The organism is Streptomyces sp. IBSBF 2435 (assembly GCF_036815005.1).
GTDB lineage: Bacteria > Actinomycetota > Actinomycetes > Streptomycetales > Streptomycetaceae > Actinacidiphila.
In genome coordinates this window covers 18,793-36,898 of the sequence record NZ_JAJSYW010000043.1, presented here as the reverse complement: position 1 = coordinate 36,898, position 18,106 = coordinate 18,793, and the positions used below count along the sequence as shown (strand labels likewise).

18 protein-coding genes and 1 pseudogene are annotated in these 18,106 nt (G+C 72.2%); 8 read left to right on the top strand and 11 right to left on the bottom strand.

What is annotated here, in order from left to right; all coding sequences use genetic code 11:
- Positions 1-1,384, bottom strand: a 1,384-nt coding sequence (xylB, locus tag V7E46_RS11570) for a xylulokinase (RefSeq protein ID WP_333768340.1), incomplete at its 3' end; no start/stop codon positions are given.
- A gap of 102 nt (positions 1,385-1,486) precedes the next feature.
- Here xylB and xylA point away from each other — a divergent pair.
- Positions 1,487-2,668: a xylose isomerase gene (gene xylA / locus V7E46_RS11565; RefSeq protein WP_333768339.1), complete on the top strand. Its 1,182-nt coding sequence runs from the start codon at positions 1,487-1,489 to the stop codon at positions 2,666-2,668.
- Between the two features lie 67 nt (positions 2,669-2,735).
- Here xylA and V7E46_RS11560 read toward each other — a convergent pair whose 3' ends face one another.
- Together V7E46_RS11560 and V7E46_RS11555 are read right to left on the bottom strand one after the other, a co-directional pair.
- Positions 2,736-3,335, bottom strand: coding sequence for a hypothetical protein (locus V7E46_RS11560; RefSeq protein WP_333768338.1), 600 nt, complete (start codon positions 3,333-3,335; stop codon positions 2,736-2,738).
- A 90-nt stretch (positions 3,336-3,425) separates the two neighbouring features.
- A complete protein-coding gene (locus V7E46_RS11555) occupies positions 3,426-4,322 on the bottom strand; it encodes a phosphatase PAP2 family protein (RefSeq protein ID WP_333768337.1) in 897 nt (298 codons plus the stop codon).
- A 460-nt stretch (positions 4,323-4,782) separates the two neighbouring features.
- Between V7E46_RS11555 and V7E46_RS11550 the strand changes: the two genes are divergently transcribed.
- Positions 4,783-6,864, top strand: coding sequence for a glycosyl hydrolase family 28-related protein (locus V7E46_RS11550; RefSeq protein WP_333768336.1), 2,082 nt, complete (start codon positions 4,783-4,785; stop codon positions 6,862-6,864).
- 71 nt (positions 6,865-6,935) lie between these two features.
- On the opposite strand, the gene msrA (V7E46_RS11545) is transcribed toward V7E46_RS11550, so the two are convergent.
- A complete protein-coding gene (msrA, locus tag V7E46_RS11545) occupies positions 6,936-7,601 on the bottom strand; it encodes a peptide-methionine (S)-S-oxide reductase MsrA (RefSeq protein ID WP_443054126.1) in 666 nt (221 codons plus the stop codon).
- Between the two features lie 126 nt (positions 7,602-7,727).
- Complete coding sequence (gene msrA / locus V7E46_RS11540; protein WP_333768334.1) at positions 7,728-8,381, bottom strand: peptide-methionine (S)-S-oxide reductase MsrA; 654 nt, start codon at positions 8,379-8,381, stop codon at positions 7,728-7,730.
- Between the two features lie 121 nt (positions 8,382-8,502).
- Here msrA (V7E46_RS11540) and V7E46_RS11535 point away from each other — a divergent pair, with 121 nt between their 5' ends.
- On the top strand, positions 8,503-9,645 hold the full coding sequence (locus tag V7E46_RS11535) for a cystathionine gamma-synthase (RefSeq protein ID WP_333768333.1): 1,143 nt from the start codon (positions 8,503-8,505) through the stop codon (positions 9,643-9,645).
- A 15-nt stretch (positions 9,646-9,660) separates the two neighbouring features.
- Here the strand turns inward: V7E46_RS11535 and V7E46_RS11530 are convergent, their stop codons facing one another.
- The 3 genes from V7E46_RS11530 to V7E46_RS11520 are packed head-to-tail and all read right to left on the bottom strand — an operon-like array spanning position 9,661 to position 11,118.
- On the bottom strand, positions 9,661-9,957 hold the full coding sequence (locus V7E46_RS11530) for a hypothetical protein (RefSeq protein ID WP_333768332.1): 297 nt from the start codon (positions 9,955-9,957) through the stop codon (positions 9,661-9,663).
- Positions 9,958-9,982: 25 nt separating this feature from the next.
- On the bottom strand, positions 9,983-10,528 hold the full coding sequence (locus tag V7E46_RS11525; RefSeq protein WP_333768331.1) for a sigma factor-like helix-turn-helix DNA-binding protein: 546 nt from the start codon (positions 10,526-10,528) through the stop codon (positions 9,983-9,985).
- A 32-nt stretch (positions 10,529-10,560) separates the two neighbouring features.
- Entirely contained in the window at positions 10,561-11,118 is a 558-nt protein-coding gene (locus tag V7E46_RS11520; protein WP_333768330.1) for a MarR family winged helix-turn-helix transcriptional regulator, read from the bottom strand.
- A gap of 205 nt (positions 11,119-11,323) precedes the next feature.
- Here V7E46_RS11520 and ilvA point away from each other — a divergent pair, with 205 nt between their 5' ends.
- The 3 genes from ilvA (at position 11,324) to V7E46_RS11505 (ending at position 14,645) form a co-directional block, all read left to right on the top strand.
- A complete protein-coding gene (gene ilvA, locus V7E46_RS11515; RefSeq protein ID WP_333768329.1) occupies positions 11,324-12,553 on the top strand; it encodes a threonine ammonia-lyase in 1,230 nt (409 codons plus the stop codon).
- 209 nt (positions 12,554-12,762) lie between these two features.
- Complete coding sequence (locus tag V7E46_RS11510; protein ID WP_333768328.1) at positions 12,763-13,791, top strand: ATP-binding cassette domain-containing protein; 1,029 nt, start codon at positions 12,763-12,765, stop codon at positions 13,789-13,791.
- On the top strand, positions 13,788-14,645 hold the full coding sequence (locus tag V7E46_RS11505) for an ABC transporter permease (protein WP_443054125.1): 858 nt from the start codon (positions 13,788-13,790) through the stop codon (positions 14,643-14,645). The genes V7E46_RS11510 and V7E46_RS11505 overlap by 4 nt, the downstream gene beginning before the upstream one ends.
- 130 nt (positions 14,646-14,775) lie before the next feature.
- On the opposite strand, the gene greA is transcribed toward V7E46_RS11505, so the two are convergent.
- Entirely contained in the window at positions 14,776-15,273 is a 498-nt protein-coding gene (gene greA / locus V7E46_RS11500; RefSeq protein WP_073492805.1) for a transcription elongation factor GreA, read from the bottom strand.
- A 143-nt stretch (positions 15,274-15,416) separates the two neighbouring features.
- Entirely contained in the window at positions 15,417-15,839 is a 423-nt protein-coding gene (locus V7E46_RS11495; RefSeq protein WP_333768327.1) for a DUF4307 domain-containing protein, read from the bottom strand.
- Positions 15,840-15,974: 135 nt separating this feature from the next.
- Here V7E46_RS11495 and mca point away from each other — a divergent pair, with 135 nt between their 5' ends.
- Both mca and V7E46_RS11485 read left to right on the top strand, forming a co-directional pair.
- The gene (mca, locus tag V7E46_RS11490; RefSeq protein ID WP_333768326.1) at positions 15,975-16,847 is read left to right on the top strand and encodes a mycothiol conjugate amidase Mca; all 873 of its coding nucleotides are present in this window, start codon (positions 15,975-15,977) and stop codon (positions 16,845-16,847) included.
- A gap of 15 nt (positions 16,848-16,862) precedes the next feature.
- The gene (locus V7E46_RS11485; protein WP_443054124.1) at positions 16,863-17,168 is read left to right on the top strand and encodes a hypothetical protein; all 306 of its coding nucleotides are present in this window, start codon (positions 16,863-16,865) and stop codon (positions 17,166-17,168) included.
- 2 nt (positions 17,169-17,170) lie between these two features.
- On the opposite strand, the pseudogene V7E46_RS11480 reads toward V7E46_RS11485, so the two are convergent.
- A pseudogene (locus tag V7E46_RS11480) lies at positions 17,171-18,088 on the bottom strand (tetratricopeptide repeat protein); the annotation flags it as partial.
- Between the last annotated feature and the right edge of the window lie 18 nt (positions 18,089-18,106).

The window sequence follows — 18,106 nt, the reverse complement described above, 5'->3', positions numbered from 1 at the left end:
GGGTGGGGGTGTCGAGGGGGAGGGCCGGGTGAACCCGGCCCGATGTCGTGCCCCAGCGCCGCGCGATCGCGGGCGCCGCCTCACCGGTGAGCGCCGCGGCAGCCTGCACCGCCGCGCCCAGGGCGACCAGCTCGCCCGCCTCGGGGACCTGGACCGCGCGCCCGGACAGCCTGCGTACCGTCTCCAGCCACGCGGCGCCCCGCGCGCCACCGCCGATGACCAGCAGCGGCTCCCGCGAGGGCGGCTCGCCGTCCACCGCGAGCACCTGGTCGAGCGCGCCGAGCAGCGCGTAGACGGCGCCGTCGTAGGCCCCCTGGAGCACCTGCCCGGCGGTGGTGTCGTGGCGCAGCCCCGTGAGCAGACCGGACGCGTACGGCAGGTTCGGGGTGCGCTCGCCGTCGAGGAAGGGCAGGAAGGCGACCGAGCCTCCGGGCTCGACGTCCTCGCGCTCGCGGCCGAGCAGCGCGGCCACCTTGTCGACGGCGAGCGTGCAGTTCAGCGTGCACGCGAGCGGCAGCCACCCGCCGTCCGCCGCGGCGAAGCCGGCCACCACCCCGCTGGCGTCGGTCGGCCGCTGCCGCGACACCGCGTAGACGGTGCCGGACGTGCCGAGGCTGAGCGCGGCCCGGCCGGGCGTGAGGCCGAGGCCCAGCGCGGCGGCGGCGTTGTCACCGGTGCCCGCCGCGACCAGCGCGCCGGCCCGCAGCGGCAGCCCGTCGCGTACGGTGCCGGCCTGCTCGCCGGGGCCGAGCACGGCCGGCAGCAGCTCGGGCGCGAGCCCGATCTCGGCGAGCAGGGCCTCGTCGTAGCTCTCGGTGTCCGACCGCCACCAGCCGGTCCCCGACACGTCGCCGCGGTCGGTGACGGCGGCGCCCGACAGCCGTTCGGTCAGGAAGTCGTGCGGCAGCCGTACGGCGCGGGCCGCCGCGGCGGCCTCGGGTTCGTGCTCGGCGAGCCAGGCCCACTTCGAGACGGTGAAGCTCGCCCCGGGCACGGAACCGAAGCGCCGGGCCCAGTGCTCGGCGCCGTACTCGTCCACCAGCGCGGCGGCCTGCGGCGCCGACCGTACGTCGTTCCACAGCAGCGCGGGCCGCAGCGCCCGCCCTTCCGCGTCGAGCACCACGAGCCCGTGCTGCTGCCCGCCGACCGAGACCGCCTCGGCGCGGCCGGCCCACTCGCCGATCTGCCCCAGCGCGGATTCCAGCGCCGACCACCACTGCTCGGGGTCGCTCTCCCGCCCCGCGCCGGCGGTGACCGTGTGCCGCGCCTGGCCCGAGGCCAGGACGGCACCGGTCTCGACATCGACCGCGAGCACCTTCGTGGACTGGGTCGAACTGTCGACCCCGAGGACGACCGACCCCTGCGATGCGCTGTCCGACCCCATGTGATTCCTGTCCCTTCCTGAGCCCGTCGCGGGCTGCCACTTCCCATCATCGGCCTCGCATACTAATTTGTTCAACAGTCTGACGAATAGGAGCGAGCCGTAATGACTTCCGAGACGAACCTCACCCCGAAGCCGGAGCACAAGTTCACCTTCGGCCTGTGGACGGTGGGCTGGCTGGGCCGCGACCCGTTCGGCGACGCGACCCGCGCGCCGATCGACCCGGTCGACAGCGTCGCCAAGCTCGCGGAGCTGGGCGCGTACGGTGTGACGTTCCACGACGACGACCTGATCCCCTTCGGGTCGTCCGACGCCGAGCGCGACGCGATCGTCAAGCGCTTCCGTGCCGCGCTCGACACCGCCGGGCTGACCGTCCCGATGGCGACCACCAACCTCTTCACCCACCCCGTCTTCAAGGACGGCGGCTTCACGGCGAACGACCGCGACGTGCGGCGCTTCGCGCTGCGCAAGACCATCCGCAACATCGACCTGGCCGCCGAGCTGGGTGCCAAGGTCTATGTCGCGTGGGGCGGGCGGGAGGGCGCCGAGTCAGGCGGCGCCAAGGACGTACGGGTCGCGCTCGACCGCTTCAAGGAGGCCTTCGACCTGCTCGGCGACTACGTCACGGAGCAGGGCTACGACCTGAGGTTCGCCATCGAGCCCAAGCCGAACGAGCCGCGCGGCGACATCCTGCTGCCGACCGTCGGCCACGCGCTGGCGTTCATCAACTCCCTGGAGCGCCCCGAGCTGGTCGGCGTCAACCCCGAGGTCGGCCATGAGCAGATGGCCGGGCTGAACTTCCCGCACGGCATCGCCCAGGCGCTGTGGCACAAGAAGCTCTTCCACATCGACCTCAACGGCCAGACCGGCATCAAGTACGACCAGGACCTGCGCTTCGGCGCCGGCGACCTGCGGTCGGCGTTCTGGCTGGTGGACCTGCTGGAGACGGCGGGCTACGAGGGCCCGCGGCACTTCGACTTCAAGCCGCCGCGGACCGAGGACTACGAGGGCGTGTGGGCGTCGGCGGCCGGCTGCATGCGCAACTACCTGATCCTCAAGGAGCGGTCCGCGTCCTTCCGCGCCGACCCGGCCGTCCAGGAGGCGCTGGTCGCCTCCCGCCTCGACCAGCTCGCGCTGCCCACCCTGGCCGAGGGCGAGGGCCTGGCCGGCCTGCTGGCCGACCGCGCCTCGTACGAGGACTTCGACGCGGACGCCGCCGCCGAGCGCGGTATGGCGTTCGAGCAGCTGGACCAGCTCGCGATGGACCACCTGCTCGGCGTCCGCTGAGCCCGTGGCCGCAGGCCGCGGTGCCCCTCCGGGTGCGCCGCGGCCGTCCGTCAGGGCCGGCGGGGCGTCAGCAGTTCACCTCGGCGCGGAGCTTGAGCATGATGTAGAGCAGCTTCGCCCGGCCGACCGTGGCGCGGTCCAGGCCGTGGCGGTCGAAGACGAAGACGTACTCGGCGTCCGGGCGGCCGGGGACCGAGGCCCAGATGTCGCCGAACAGCAGCACGTCCTCCTCGTACGCCGACCTCGCGTCGGCCGGCGTCGGATAGGCCCGGGTGACCTCGGTGTACGTCGAGCCCGCCGTGATGCCCTCGGGGGTGTGCAGATTCTCCCCGGTCAGGGACGTGACGCCGTACTTCGGCGAGAAGCCGACGGTGATCCCGTTGAGCCCGGTGGCGGAATTGCACGCGGACAGCGTGTGGGTGGGCCGCTCGAACTGCCCGGTCGCCACCGCCTTGTCCAGCGTCATGCCGACGTCGAGCCCGGCGAGCCCCTTCGGGCCGATCTCCCGCGGCGGGCTGGACGGCTCGACCAGCCGCCAGGCCGGCGAAGGCGAAACGGGTTTCGCCGCGGGCGCGGGATGCCCGGTTCCGCCGATCGTGATCGTGCACCCCGCCAGCGCCGACGTCAGCGCGGCGATCCCGGCCGTGCGGCCGATACCGCTCCCCATGTCCGCCCCCTCATGGCCCCCGTGGCCCCTCATGACCCTCATGACCAGGAGCGGAGTGTATCCGGCGGCCGGGAAGGCGCCGGGGCGCGGTCAGCTGCGGCTGCGCTCGGTGGGGACGGCTGTCGACCTGGTGGCCGGCTCGGGGACGGCGCCGAGGCCGGCGTCCGCGGGCACGGGCACCCGCTTGAGCGGCCAGGCCCAGTGGCCGCGGCCCGGCAGCGGGGCGGGCGGGTCGGTGACCGGGCCCGGGATGATCGCGAGCGCCAGGCCCAGCAGGGCGGAGCCGACGATGCAGTCCAGCCAGTAGTGGTTGGCGGTGCCGACCACGATCAGCATCGTGATCAGCGGGTGCAGCAGCCACAGCCACCGCCACCGCGAGCGGTACGCGGCGATCAGGCCGACCGCGATGGCCAGCGCCCAGCCGACGTGCAGCGACGGCATCGCCGCGAACTGGTTGGACATCGAGTCGCCGTCCGGCTTGCCGTAGACGGCGGGACCGTAGACCGACGCGGTGTCGATCATGCCGGCGCCGTGCAGCATCCGCGGCGGGGCGAGCGGGAAGAAGAGATGGCCGATCAGCGCCAGCATCGTCTGGATCACGATCGCCCGCCTGATCCAGAGGTAGTGCGCGCGCTTCTTGACGAACATCCAGCCCAGGAAAATGGCCATCGCCGGGAAGTGCACCGTGGCGTAGAGGTAGTTGGCGGTGTGGATCACCGTCTCGCTGTGCAGCATGAGCTGTTGCACCGAGTGCTCGCTCGGCAGGTGCAACGCCCGCTCGAAGGACCAGACGTTGTCAGCGTGCCGATAGGCCGCGTCCGTCTGCCCGTTGGCGACCTTGCGGCCGTACTTGTAGATCGAGTCCACCGCGAAGAGCAGCAGCAGTTCGGGAAGCAGCTGCGGCAGTCTGGTCGGCAGCGGCACCCGCGGTCTGGGGAACGGCCGCTTCGCGGTGAGTACCGACGTCGACCCGTTCCCCAGTCCCATAGCGCAGCCCCTGCCCCTCCACCGACGTCCACCGAAATCCCGACGCACCCTCGCCCGCACCGTCTGCCCCGCAGAACCGACGTCAGTCGGACCGCTCCCGGCCATCCTTGCAAAACCACCGCGAAATGTCCGTGGGGTTACGAAGTACCGGCCGATGTGAGACGTGCGTCACGGCGGCGGTACGCGAAGGGGCCACTGATCGGCCCACCGATCGCGGGGTGCAACGCACGTATCGGTTGACGCAAAAATCTCGCAACTGTGCGTAGCTGGACGCCAAACAGACGAAATCATCTCGCACGAGCCTTGTGGAACCGGACGTCGCGGACCTAATGTCACCTCACCCCGACGCCCGCCCCGCCTCGCCCTCCGAGCTTCGCCCGGGGGTCCCCGTCAGACCGGGAGCGGTGCGGGCGTCCGGGCGACCCCCACCTGAGCCTGTCCCGAGAGAATCGAGCATTCGATGTCACGGAGCATCACCGGTGCTGTGGCGAGATGGTCCAGAGGCCCGCGGCGAAGAGCCGCGGTGACGGTCGCCTCGGCGACCGCCGTCGCGGCCGCGCTCGGCGTACTGGCCGGCGGAACGGCGGTCGCCGGCACCGGCGGTGCGCACAGCGGCAGTGCGAGCGGCAGCGGCAAGGCCGTGGTCACCCGTGCCGCGCTCGCCCCGGCGCTCACCGCGGGACGCGGCGCCGACGTCGGCTTCGCCGAGCAGGAGGCCGAGAACGCCACCACCAACGGCACCGTCATCGGCCCGGGCCGCGCCGCCTACACCCTGCCCGCCGAGGCGTCGGGCCGCAGCGCGGTGACCCTCCAGCCGGGGCAGTACGTCGAGTTCACGCTGCCGAGCGCCGCCAACGCGATCAACGTGCGCTACAGCATCCCCGACGCCACGGGCGGCGGCGGGCGCACCTCGCCGCTGAACGTCACCGTCGACGGCGGCGCGAAGCAGACCCTGACGCTGACCTCGCAGTACGCCTGGCTGTACAACCTCTACCCGTTCTCGAACGACCCCGCGGCCGACATCCTGCACCCCGACTACTGGGTCACCGAGTGCGCCTGCGTGCCGCAGGACACCACCCCGACGCCGGTCTTCGCCAAGCCCTTCCGGCCCAACCACTTCTACGACGAGCAGCGGCTGCTGCTCGGCCGTACCTACCGGGCCGGCCAGACCGTACGGCTGTCCGTGCCGGCCGGGGCCGCGGCCACCACCGTGGACCTGCTGGACTCGCAGCTGGTCGCACCGCCCAAGGTCGACCTGCTGGCCGCCAACGTGCTGCTCTTCGGCGCCGACCCGACCGGCCGCAAGGACTCGGCCGGCGCGATCGACAAGGCCATCGCCTTCGCGCAGCGCTCCCACCTCAAGGTCTACATCCCGCCGGGCACCTACCAGGTCAGCCGGCACATCATCGTCGACCACGTCACCATCGAGGGCGCGGGCAGCTGGTACACCGTCATCAAGGGCCACCAGGTGGACCTGGCGACCCCGGCGGCCGACGGCTCGGTCCACACCGGCGTCGGCTTCTACGGCAAGGACGCGTCGGCGGGCGGCAGCTCTGACGTGCACCTGTCCGGCTTCGCGATCCAGGGCGACGTGCGCGAGCGGATCGACACCGACCAGGTCAACGGGATCGGCGGCTCGCTCAGCAACTCCACCATCGACGGCCTGTACATCCAGCACACCAAGGTCGGCATGTGGTTCGACGGCCCGATGAGCAATCTGCGGATCACCGGCAACGTGATCGTCGACCAGATCGCCGACGGCATCAACTTCCACACCGGTGTGACGCGTTCGTCGATCTCCGACAACTTCCTGCGCAACACCGGTGACGACGCGCTGGCGATGTGGTCGGAGAAGACCGAGGACGCGAACAACACCATCGACCACAACACCGTGCAGACCCCGGTGCTGGCCAACGGCATCGCCGTCTACGGCGGTACGGACAACACCGTGTCGGCCAACCTGATCGCCGACCCGATCCGCGAGGGCAGCGCCCTCCACGTCGGCTCGCGCTTCGGCTCCGAGGCCTTCACCGGCAAGCTGTCGATCGCCGACAACACCACGGTCCGGGCCGGCACGTACGAGCTGAACTGGAACATCGGGCTCGGCGCGATCTGGTTCTACGCGCTGGAGAAGAACATCGGCGCCGACATCCAGGTGACCGGCGACCACTTCCTCGACAGCACCTACAACGCGATCATGCTGGTCAGCGACTTCCCGGTGAAGGACCTCTACTCCATCACCAACGTCCACTTCAAGGACATCCAGGTCGACGGCACCGGCACCTCCGTGCTGAGCGCCCGCGTCTCGGGCGGCGCGACCTTCCAGAACGTCGACGCCCGCAATGTCGGTGCCGTCGGCATCAACAACTGCGGTTCCTTCAACTTCCCGGCGACCGGCTCCGAGTTCGGCGTCACCGACCTCGGCGGCAACGACGGCGGCGGCACCACCGGCCCCTGGCTGGCGCCCTGGGAACTCCCCAACACCATCACCTGCAACGACCGCCCCGACGTGGTCGCTCCCCCCGCTCCTTCGACCTGGTGACCCGCGCCTGAACCGCACGCCCCCCGGCAGCCCGCGTCACGCGGTTCGCCGGGGGGCGTCGTCCGTCCGGGTCAGCCCTCGGCCCTGGCCGGGGCCGCCGGGCAGGAGATCCCGGTGCCGCCGAGACCGCAGTAACCCGCCGGATATCTGTCCAGATACTGCTGGTGGTCGGCACTCGCCGGATAGAACGGGTACCGCTCGGCGGGCAGGATCTCGGTGGTGATCGCGCCGTACCCGGCGGCGGTCAGCGCCTGCTGGTAGCCGGCCAGGGTCTCCTCGGCCGCCGCCCGCTGGGCCGCGGAGCGGGTGAACAGGATCGACCTGACGTGGGTGCCGACGTCATTGCCCTGGCGGAAGCCCTGGGTGGGGTCGTGGCCCTCCCAGAAGATCTGGAGCAGGTCGCGGTAGCCGACCACGGCCGGGTCGAAGACGACCCGTACGGTCTCCGCGTGGCCGGTCCGGCCGGTGCGGATCTCGTCGTCCACCGGGTGCGGGGTGAAGCCGCCCTGGAAGCCGGTCGCCGTGGTCCACACGCCCCTGCGCTGCCAGAACCTGCGCTCGGCGCCCCAGAAGCAGCCCAGCGCGAACTCGGCGGTCTCGAAGCCCTCGGGATACGGCCCCTGGAGGGCGGTCCCGAGCACGGTGTGCCGCTCGGGCACCGCGTAGGCCGGCGCCGGGCGTCCCGGCGGCGCCTCCTGCTCGGTGGGCATGCGCAGAGTGCGGTTCCGTGCGAACAGCATGCTCGTCCCCTCGCTGCCGCTCGGCGGCCGGTCCGCCCGTACGGCGCTTGACCCGGGCCATTGTCCCGCCGGGCGGCACCCCGCGGTACCCCGCCGGGCGGTGCTGCCCGGCGGGGCCGGGGCTCAGGCCTTCGCCACACCCACCGGGCAGGACACGCCGGTCCCGCCGATGCCGCAGTAACCCGCGGGATTCTTGTCCAGGTACTGCTGGTGGTAGGGCTCGGCCGGGTAGAACGGGCCGGCCGGCAGGACCTCGGTGGTGATCTCGGGGTGCCCCGCCGCGGTCAGTACGGACTGGTAGGCGGCCCTGGAGGCGTCCGCCGCCCCGGCCTGGGCCGGGGAGTGGGTGTAGACGGCCGACCGGTACTGGGTGCCGACGTCGTTGCCCTGGCGGAAGCCCTGGGTCGGGTTGTGGGCCTCCCAGAACACCTTCAGCAGCTGGTCGTACGAGACCAGCCCCGGGTCGTAGACCACTCGCACGGCCTCGGTGTGCCCGGTCCTGCCGGAGCAGACCTCCTCGTACGAGGGGTAGGCGGTGTGGCCGCCCTGGTAGCCGACCAGGGTCGTCCACACGCCCGGGGTCTCCCAGAACTTGCGCTCGGCGCCCCAGAAGCAGCCGAGGCCGAAGTCGGCGACCTCAAGGCCCTCGGGATACGGCCCCTCCAGGGGCTTGCCGAGCACGGTGTGCCGGGCGGGGACCTGGAAGTCGGGGTGCGCGCGGCCGGGCAGGGCTTCGTCGGCGGTGGGCAGCTGCTTCTTGAAGCTGTTGAACAGCATCGGCGGATCTCCTCCGGCGCATGGGGGTCGGAGCCGCTTCGGCTCCACAGGCGTCAACGTCCGGACCGCGCCGGGGATTCCTGGCCCGGTCCGGCCCGCCGGTGGCACTACGCTCGGCGCCATGAGCGATCAGCACTTCGAGACCCTGGCCATCCACGCGGGCCAGCCGGCGGACGCGCAGACCGGCGCCGTCGTCACACCGATCTACCAGGTGTCGACGTACAAGCAGGACGGCGTCGGCGGCCTGCGCGGCGGCTACGAATACAGCAGGTCGGCCAATCCGACCAGGACCGCGCTGGAAGAGAACCTGGCGGCGCTGGAAGGCGGCAGCCGCGGGCTGGCCTTCGCGTCCGGCCTGGCGGCCGAGGACTGCCTGCTGCGTACCGTGCTCGCCCCGGGCGACCACGTGGTGATCCCGAACGACGCCTACGGCGGCACCTTCCGGCTGTTCGCGAAGGTCGTGGAGCGCTGGGGCGTCACCTGGTCGGTGGCCGACACCTCCGACGTGCAGGCGGTACGCGACGCGGTGCGGCCCGAGACGAAACTCATCTGGGTCGAGACACCGTCCAACCCGCTGCTGGGTATCACCGACATCGCCGCGCTCGCCGGGGTGGCCGAGCAGGCCGGGGTGCGGCTGGTGGTCGACAACACCTTCGCCAGCCCCTACCTCCAGCAGCCGCTCGCGCTGGGCGCCGACGTGGTGGTGCACTCGACGACCAAGTACATGGGCGGCCACTCCGACGTGGTCGGCGGCGCCCTGGTGACCTCGGACGCCGGGCTCGGCGAGGAGCTGGCCTACCACCAGAACGCGATGGGCGCGGTCGCGGGCCCCTTCGACGCCTGGCTGGTGATGCGCGGCATCAAGACCCTCGCGGTACGGATGGACCGGCACAGCGCCAACGCCTCCCGGGTGGCGGAGCTGCTGGCCGCGCACCCCAAGGTCCAGCAGGTCTACTACCCGGGGCTGCCCGGGCACGCGGGCCACGAGATCGCCGCCAAGCAGATGCGGTCCTTCGGCGGGATGGTGTCCTTCCGGGTCACCGGCGGCGAGGAGGCGGCCGTCGCGGTGTGCGACCGTACCGAGCTGTTCACCCTCGGCGAGTCGCTGGGCGGCGTCGAGTCGCTCATCGAGCACCCGGGCCGCATGACGCACGCCTCGGTGGCCGGCTCCGCGCTGGAGGTCCCCTCCGACCTGGTACGCCTCTCGGTCGGCATCGAAGCGGCCGACGATCTGCTGGCCGACCTGGGCCAGGCCCTCGGCTGAGGTCGCGCCGCCGGCTCAGGGCAGCGGCGGCGCCGTGACCCGGCCCATGCTCACCGGCGCCCACCAGGTGTCGTCGCCGGTGCGGCCGGCCGGGTCGTGGTGATCGGGCCAGGCCATGACGGCCAGCGCGATCCCGGCCGCGACGGCGGCCAGCAGCAGCACCCACAGCACATGGTGCGCGAAGCGGCGGCGGCGTACCGTACGCCGCCCCCGCACGGTGGCCACGGCCACCAGACCGGCCGGCACCATCGGGTGCGGGGTGTCGAGCAGCCGCCGCACCTCGTCGTCCCGCCGGTTCGGCGCCCCGCTCAAGACGCGGCCCCGCGGCCGGCCCGGCTCACTGCGCCGCCCCCTGCGCCGCCCGGCGCGCGGCGGCGCCGTCCGCGCGGTCGCGGGCCTCGGCGACCGTGCGCGGCGCGGCCCCCGGCCGCGGCGCGGCGCCGGCCGGGGCCGCGGGCTCGTAGCGGTGGCTGCGCAGGGTCGACGAGGCCCTGGCACCGATCGCCCTGACCCGCTCGGCGGCCAGCCCGAGCTGCGCGGCGGTCTGCTCCTCGGCCACGCCCTCGAAATACCGCAGCGTGACGACCAGGCGTTCGCGCGGGGTGAGCCGCCGCAGGACACCGCCGCCCGGGCGGCGCCACCACGGGCGGTAGGCGAAGCGGCGCACCAGCTCCGCCCTCGCCTGGTCGTACGGGTCGTCGGCGCGCATCCGCAGCCAGTCGGCGTAGGTGCGGGCGAGGGTCGCGGTCAGCAGCTTCTCCGCCTGCTCCGGGTCACCGGTGAGCAGTGTCGCGGCATGCAGCAGCCGGCCCGCCGCCCCGGCGGCGAACGCCGCGAATTCGGCGTCCCGTCGGATTTCCGCTGCCACCCGGCGCTTGCCCACGCGGACATGGGACGGCAACCGGGTGTTCCCGGTCAAGCCCCCTGCGTGTTCCCCTGCGACTCGAACGCACCAGCCGTACGCGGCGCCCCTTCCGCCGCCGCGGGCACCTCGTCGTCGCCGCGTCCGAGCCCGGCGTGCCAGTCGGCCAGCGCGGTGTTGAACCGGACGAGCAGGTCGGTGAAGACCTCCCGCTCATCCGGCGTCCAGCCGTCGGTGACCTCGGCCATCAGCCGGCGGCGCGAATCGCGCACCTCGTCGAGTCGGCCCCGGCCGCGCGGTGAGACGGCCAGGACCACGGCCCGGCCGTCGTCCGGGTGCGAGGTGCGCTTGACCAGGCCGGTGTCGACCAGCGGCGCCACCTGCCTGGTGACCGTGGAGGAGTCGATGCCCATGGACTCGGCGAGCGCCTTGACACCCATCGGTCCCTCCCGGTCGAGCCGGTTGAGCAGCAGATATGCGGCGCGGTCCATGGAGTTGCGGGCCTTGCCCACTCCTCCGAGCCGGGTCTGCTCCGCGCGGCGGGCGAAAAGCGCCACCTGGTGCTGGAGGCGATCGAGGAGTTCGGACGAGGTCTCCGTCGGTTTGGACATGACCTTGAAGCTCGCGTTCTGTCGGTCCTGCGAAGGGGGATCGGACGGCGGGAAGTTGGGAGAAGAGTACGCGGACCGACTGCCTCGGTGACCCTGCACTGACAAACCGCAACCGCGTCCTGACCATGCCGTGCGGTCACCGGCGCACCCCTGCCCCGGCCGTGCCCCGGGCGTGGCGCGGGCGGGGGACTGCGAGACTGGTCGTATGGACAGACCGGCACCTTCCGCGCCCCACCCGATCACGCTCGACGATGTGCGCGGCGCGCACAAAATGCTCTCCGGTGTGGCCCGGATGACCGCGATGGAGACCAGCCGGCACCTGTCGTCGCTGATCGGCGCACCGGTGCACCTCAAGTGCGAGAACCTCCAGCGCACCGGCTCCTTCAAGATCCGCGGCGCCTACGTGCGGATCGCCGGCCTCAGCGCCGAGCAGCGCGCGGCCGGCGTGGTGGCGGCGAGCGCCGGCAACCACGCGCAGGGCGTGGCGCTCGCGGCGGCGCTGCTCGGGGTGCGCTCGACGGTCTTCATGCCGGTCGGCGCCCCGCTGCCGAAGGTCGCCGCGACCCGCGACTACGGCGCCGAGGTGCGGCTGCACGGCGCGGTCGTGGACGAGACGCTGCGGGCGGCCATCGAGTACGCCGAGCAGACCGGCGCGGTCTTCATCCACCCGTTCGACCACCCGGACATCATCGCCGGGCAGGGCACCGTCGGCCTGGAGATCCTGGAGCAGTGCCCCGAGGTGCGCACCATCGTGGTGGGCGTCGGCGGCGGCGGGCTCGCGGCCGGTATCGCGGTGGCGGTCAAGGCGCTGCGCCCCGAGGTACGGATCGTGGGGGTGCAGGCAGCGGGCGCCGCCGCCTATCCGCCCTCGCTGGCGGCCGGGCGTCCGGTGGCGCTGGGCTCGGTGGCCACGATGGCCGACGGCATCATGGTCGGCCGGCCCGGCGATGTGCCGTTCGCGGTGATCAGGGACCTGCTGGACGACGTGGTGACGGTGTCCGAGGACCAGTTGTCGTCCGCGCTGCTGCTGTGCCTTGAGCGGGCGAAGCTGGTGGTGGAGCCGGCCGGGGCCAGCTCGGTGGCCGCGCTGCTGGCCGCGCCCGAGGCGTACGAGGGGCCGGTCGTCGCCGTGCTGTCCGGCGGCAATGTGGACCCGCTGCTGATGCAGCGCACCCTGCGGCACGGCATGTCGGCTGCGGGCCGCTACCTGTCGCTGCGGCTGCGGCTGACCGACCGGCCGGGGGCGCTGGCCACGCTCCTGGGGGTGTTGTCAGTGGTCGACGCTAACGTCCTCGACGTCAGTCATGTGCGGACCGACCCGCGGCTCGGGCTCACCGAGGCGGAGGTCGAACTGCACCTGGAGACCAAGGGCTCCGAGCACTGCGCCGCGGTCGGCGCGGCGCTGGAGGACGCCGGTTATGTGGTGATCGCCTGACGTGCTCCGATGCGCCGCGGCGGCACCGTACGCGGTGAATCGCTTGACGCGATATATCGCGTCTGACATTCTCGCGGTGTATCGCGAGAGCGCCCGCCGAACCGTTCGCACACGGGGGGCCTCCCGCAATCGTCGGCCGATGAGTTTCGGCCGTCCGACCGGTCGTACAAGCCGTACAGCACAGCGAAGCAACGGACGGGAGCGAAAAAATGCCGGGCGCCATCTATGCCGAAGGTCTGGTCAAGACCTTCGGCGATGTCAGGGCACTGGGGGGAGTGGACCTTGACGTGCCGGAGGGCACGGTCCTCGGTTTGCTCGGGCCCAACGGGGCGGGGAAGACCACCGCTGTCCGGGTCCTGACCACACTGCTGGAACCGGACAGCGGCAGGGCCACCGTCGCGGGCATCGACGTACTCAAGCACCCCAACGAGGTCCGCCGGCACATCGGCCTGTCGGGGCAGTTCGCCGCGGTCGACGAATTCCTCACCGGCCGGGAGAACATCCAGATGGTCGGCGAGCTGTACCAGCTCAGCGCGAAGGCCGCCCGCAAGCGGGCCGACGAGCTGCTGGAGCGGTTCAACCTCACCGACGCCGCCAACCGGATCTCCAAGACCTACTCCGGCGGCATGCGCCGCCGGCTCGACCTGGCGGCGGCCCTGGTGGTCAGCCCGCCGGTGATGTTCATGGACGAGCCCACCACCGGACTCGACCCGCGCAACCGGCAGCAGCTCTGGGAGGTCGTCCAGGAACTGGTCGCGGGCGGCACCACCGTGCTGCTCACCACGCAGTATCTGGAGGAGGCCGACCACCTCGCCCACGACATCTGCGTCATCGACCACGGCAAGGTCATCGCCCGCGGTACCTCCGACCAGCTCAAGGCGCAGATCGGCGGCGAGCGCGTCGAGGTCGTGGTGCACGAGCGGGACCGGATCGAGGACGCGGCCCGCGCGATGGCCGCGCACGGCAAGGGCGACGTCAAGATCGAGCAGCACACCCGCCAGATCACCGTCCCGGTCAGCGGCGGCGCCAAGCTGCTCGCCGAGGTGATCCGCGACCTCGACGCCCAGGGCATCGAGATCGACGACATCGGCCTGCGCCGCCCCACCCTCGACGACGTCTTCATCTCGCTCACCGGCCACGCGGCCGAGGAGCAGGACGGCGACGGCGAGGGCGGCGGGGACGGGAAGAAGGCCGCCGAGGACGCGGCAGGACCGGTCACCAAGGAGGCCGTCAAGTGAGTGCCGCGACCGACACCCCGCCGCAGGTGACCCTGGCGCCCCGCCCCCGCGGCGGCGTCATCCAGTCCGCGCACGACTCGCTGGTGGTCGCCAAGCGCAATCTGCTGCGGATGATGCGCATCCCCGAGGTCGTGATCTTCGGGCTCATCCAGCCGATCATGTTCGTGGTGCTGTTCAGCTACGTCTTCGGCGGCTCCGTCAACATCGGCGGCACCTCCGACGCCGGCGACTACCGCGAGTTCCTGATGGCGGGCATCTTCGCGCAGACCGTCACCTTCGCCACCGCGGGCGCCGGCGCGGGCATCGCCGACGACATGAGCAAGGGCCTGATCGACCGCTTCCGCTCGCTGCCGATGTCCCGGGGCGCGGTGCTCACCGGGCGCACGCTCGCCGACATGGTGCAGACCGCGCTGACCCTGGTGGTGCTGGCCTGCGTCGGCCTGCTGGTCGGCTGGCGGATCCACAACGGGGTGCCGCGGATGTTCGGCGCCTTCGCGCTGCTGCTCCTGCTGGGCTACGCCTTCTCCTGGATCGGCGCGCTGATCGGCCTGTCGGTGCGCAGCCCGGAGGCGGCCACCTCGGGCGGCCTGATCTGGCTGTTCCCGGTGACCTTCGTCTCCAACGCGTTCGTGTCCACCGCCGGGATGACGCCGTGGCTGCGGCACATCGCGGACTGGAACCCGTTCAGCGCCACCGTCCAGGCCTGCCGCGTGCTGTTCGGCAACCCGGGCGTGGTCCACTCCGGCGCCTGGCCGATGCAGCACCCGGTGTGGGCCTCGCTGATCTGGTCCGTGCTCATCATCGCGGCCTTCCGCACCCTGGCGGTCCGCAAGTACCGCTCGGCGACGGCGTAAGGCCCGGCTCCACGCGTGGCGCGCGGCCTCCCGCGCGCCACGCGGCCGTACGCACGTGCCTGACGCGGCTGTGGCCGACAGCGGGCCCCCGGCGGTCCTCCGCAGGGGGCCCGTTCGCGTGCCGGCGGCCTCAGCCCTGGTACGGCTTGACGTCGAGGATCTTCACCGACGCGCTCTTGCCGTTCGGCAGCTCGTACGTGGCGTCGTCGCCGGTCCGCTTGCCGGCCACCCCGCGGCCCAGCGGCGACTGCGGCGAATACGTCTCCAGGTCGCTGGAGATGCCCTCCCGGGAGCCGAGCAGGAAGGTCGTGGTGTCGTCGGGGTCGCCGTCGAAGGCGATCGTGACCACCATGCCGGGGGCCACCACACCGTCGTCCGCCGGGGCCTCGCCCACCTTCGCGGACTCCAGGATCTGGTTGAGCTGCCTGATGCGCAGCTCCAGCTTGCCCTGGTCCTCACGCGCCGCGTGATAGCCGGCGTTCTCCTTGAGATCGCCTTCCTGGCGGGCTTCCTCGATCTTTGCGACGATCTCGGCGCGCGCCGGACCAGACAGATGCTCCAGCTCGGCCTTGAGCTGGTCGTACGCCGCCTGGGTGAGCCAGGTGACGTTGTCGCTGGTCTGTGTCACGGGTGCTCCTCGTCGGTACTGTCGTGAAGAACTGCATTGCCACCGGTAGCCGGGACGAAACCACGAGCCTAACAATTACCGGCGGGTGAAGGGAGCGGGTAAGCGGCGGGCCGCGTCGCCCGCGGGGGCCGGCCGCCGGGGTGTCAGCCGCGGGGCGCGGCGCTGCAGCCGACCAGTTCGCCGGTCTGGCCGCGGGCGGTGGTGCGCACCGTGACGACGGTGTCGACCTGCTTGCCGTGCTGCGCCAGGCGCACGTCCTTGCGGCCCACCTCGGCGTGGTCGGAGCCCACCGAGCGGACGGTGCACACCGCGACGGCGCCGGCGCCCTTGTGGACCTCCAGGTGGATCTGCAGCGACTGGTCGGAGACCGCCTCGAAGGCCACCACCTGCCCGCTGACCTTGTCGCCGGTCAGCGAGTCGTAGCCGTACCAGCCGACGCCCGCCGCGACCAGCACACCCGCCACGACGGCGGCGATGCGCAGCTTGCGGTCGGCACGGGCGTCCGCGCCCGGTCCGTAGCGGCCTTCGGGCGGGGAGCTCTGCGGACCGGCCTGGACAGCCGCCATGATCGTTCTCCAGTTCACTGACCGCGGAATTATTCGTCCCCTCGCTCGGTCACTATAGAAGGCGTGCACCCTCCGCCCACCGAGGGGGCTCCAGGAACCAGTGCAGGAACCAACGGGACTTTGAGGACACCAGCCTTGACTGAGCAGCTTCGACTGATGGCCGTACACGCGCATCCCGACGACGAGTCGAGCAAGGGTGCCGCCACCATGGCCAAGTACGTGTCGGAAGGGGTGGACGTACTGGTGGCCACCTGCACCGGCGGCGAGCGCGGCTCCGTGCTCAATCCCAAGCTCCAGGGCGACCCCTACATCGAGGAGAACATCCACGAGGTGCGGGCCAAGGAGATGGACGAGGCCCGGGAGATCCTGGGCGTCAAGCAGGCCTGGCTCGGCTTCGTGGACTCCGGCCTGCCCGAGGGCGACCCGCTGCCGCCGCTGCCCGAGGGCTGCTTCGGCCTGCAGGACGTGGACGAGGCGGCCGGCGCGCTGGTGAAGCTGATCCGCGAGTTCAAGCCGCAGGTGATCACCACCTACGACGAGAACGGCGGTTACCCGCACCCCGACCACATCATGACCCACAAGATCTCCATGGTGGCCTTCGAGGCGGCCGGCGACCCGGAGCGGTATCCCGAGGCCGGCGAGCCCTGGACCCCGCTCAAGCTCTACTACAACCAGGGCTTCAACAAGGCCCGCACCCTCGCCCTGCACGAGGCGATCGAGGCCCGCGGCATGGAGTCGCCCTACGGGGAGTGGCTCAAGCGCTGGGACGAGTTCGCCCGGCCCGAGCGGAACATCTCCACGCACGTGCCGTGCTCCGAGTTCTTCGAGATCCGTGACAGGGCGCTGCTCGCGCACGCCACCCAGATCGACCCGGACGGCGGCTGGTTCCGGGTGCCGATGGACCTCCAGCGGGAGGTCTGGCCGACCGAGGACTACGAGCTGGCGAAGACCCGGGTGGACGTCTCGCTCCCGGAGGACGACCTCTTTGCGGGCGTCAGGGAGCACTAGGCGACAATGGGGGGCGTGACAGCAACCCACGCCTTCGGCCGCCCGCTGGTCCCGCTCGCCGAGGTGAACCAGGACAAGGTGACGCCGGGGCTCCTCGGATTCGTGATCTTCGCCGCCATCGCCTTCGGGCTGTGGATGCTCATGAAGAACATGGGCAAGCAGATGAAGAAGATCGACTTCGAGGAGCAGCCGGACGTGCCCGAGCAGCCGGCCGTCCCGAAGCAGCCTGCGGCCGGCAAGGCCGCCGCCGCGTCCGCGTCGGCCGCCTCCGCCGCCTCCTCTGCTTCCGCCGCCGATTCCGAGGCCGGCCGGGGCGCCTGACCTCAGCCGGACTCCGTCAGCGCCGGGACCGCCATCACCATGCGGGCCGCGCGCCCCGGAGCCATGCCGAGCCGCCAGGCCTCCCACGGCCCGCCCGGAACCGCGCTGCCGCGCTCCAGCAGCAGCGCGTACGCCTCCGCGTATTCGTCCAGATCCGGATCGCGGGCCGGGTGGTCGTCCTGGGCCAGCAGGCCGCGCAGCGCCGCCAGCGCCTGCCGTGAGCCGTCGGCCGGGTCCGCGCCCGGCACGGGCGCCGGCAGCGGCAGCACCGTGGCCCGCGGGAAGGCCGCCCAGTCCTGGCCGCGCCGGTCGCCGAGCCCGCCGAACAGCCCGGCCGCCTCGTCCAGCAGCGTCATCGCCTCCACCAGACGCCCGTTGCCCGCGTCGATCACCGCCAGCTCCACGCACGACCACGCCTCGCCGTGCTCCACGCCGATCCGCCGGAAGTCCTGCCCGGCGTCCTGGAGCAGCTGCCGGGCGAAACCGCTGTTGCGCAGATTGCCAGTACGGGCCGCGCGCTGATCACGGGTGACCCGCGCCGAGTGGTGCCGGGCGCACGCCAGACCGTAGACGTCCCGCATCCGCGAGAACATCGTGCGCGACCGCTCCAGGGTGCGCAGCGCCGCGTCGGTGTCGCCGCACTCCTCCAGGGCCTGCCCCAGGTACTACAGCGTCCACGCCTCACCGCGGGCGTCCTCGCTCGCCCGGTGCCGCTGCACCGCCTCGTCCAGGTCGCGGGCCGCCTCCCGGGCCTCGCCGCGCGCCAGCCGCGCCCTGGCCAGCTGGGTCAGCGTCCACGCGGTGCCGCGCGGGTCCACCACGCACGCCCCCCTGAACTGGTCCTTCAACTGCCGTGCCGCGCGCACCGCGAGCGCGGTGCGCCCGCTGCCGGGCGGCCCGTGCAGCACCACGACGGTGGGCCGGTCCGATCCGGTGCC

What these genes read in the sequence shown, in the direction of transcription:
- V7E46_RS11555 (WP_333768337.1), bottom strand. Translation starts at nt 4,322, where the DNA reads ATGGGACTGGGGAACGGGTCGACGTCGGTACTCACCGCGAAGCGGCCG.
- V7E46_RS11520 (WP_333768330.1), bottom strand. Translation starts at nt 11,118, where the DNA reads ATGTCCAAACCGACGGAGACCTCGTCCGAACTCCTCGATCGCCTCCAG.
- V7E46_RS11495 (WP_333768327.1), bottom strand. Translation starts at nt 15,839, where the DNA reads ATGGCGGCTGTCCAGGCCGGTCCGCAGAGCTCCCCGCCCGAAGGCCGC.
- V7E46_RS11560 (WP_333768338.1), bottom strand. Translation starts at nt 3,335, where the DNA reads ATGGGGAGCGGTATCGGCCGCACGGCCGGGATCGCCGCGCTGACGTCG.
- msrA (WP_333768334.1), bottom strand. Translation starts at nt 8,381, where the DNA reads ATGCTGTTCAACAGCTTCAAGAAGCAGCTGCCCACCGCCGACGAAGCC.
- ilvA (WP_333768329.1), top strand. Translation starts at nt 11,324, where the DNA reads ATGGACAGACCGGCACCTTCCGCGCCCCACCCGATCACGCTCGACGAT.
- V7E46_RS11510 (WP_333768328.1), top strand. Translation starts at nt 12,763, where the DNA reads ATGCCGGGCGCCATCTATGCCGAAGGTCTGGTCAAGACCTTCGGCGAT.
- V7E46_RS11550 (WP_333768336.1), top strand. Translation starts at nt 4,783, where the DNA reads ATGTCACGGAGCATCACCGGTGCTGTGGCGAGATGGTCCAGAGGCCCG.
- V7E46_RS11535 (WP_333768333.1), top strand. Translation starts at nt 8,503, where the DNA reads ATGAGCGATCAGCACTTCGAGACCCTGGCCATCCACGCGGGCCAGCCG.
- xylA (WP_333768339.1), top strand. Translation starts at nt 1,487, where the DNA reads ATGACTTCCGAGACGAACCTCACCCCGAAGCCGGAGCACAAGTTCACC.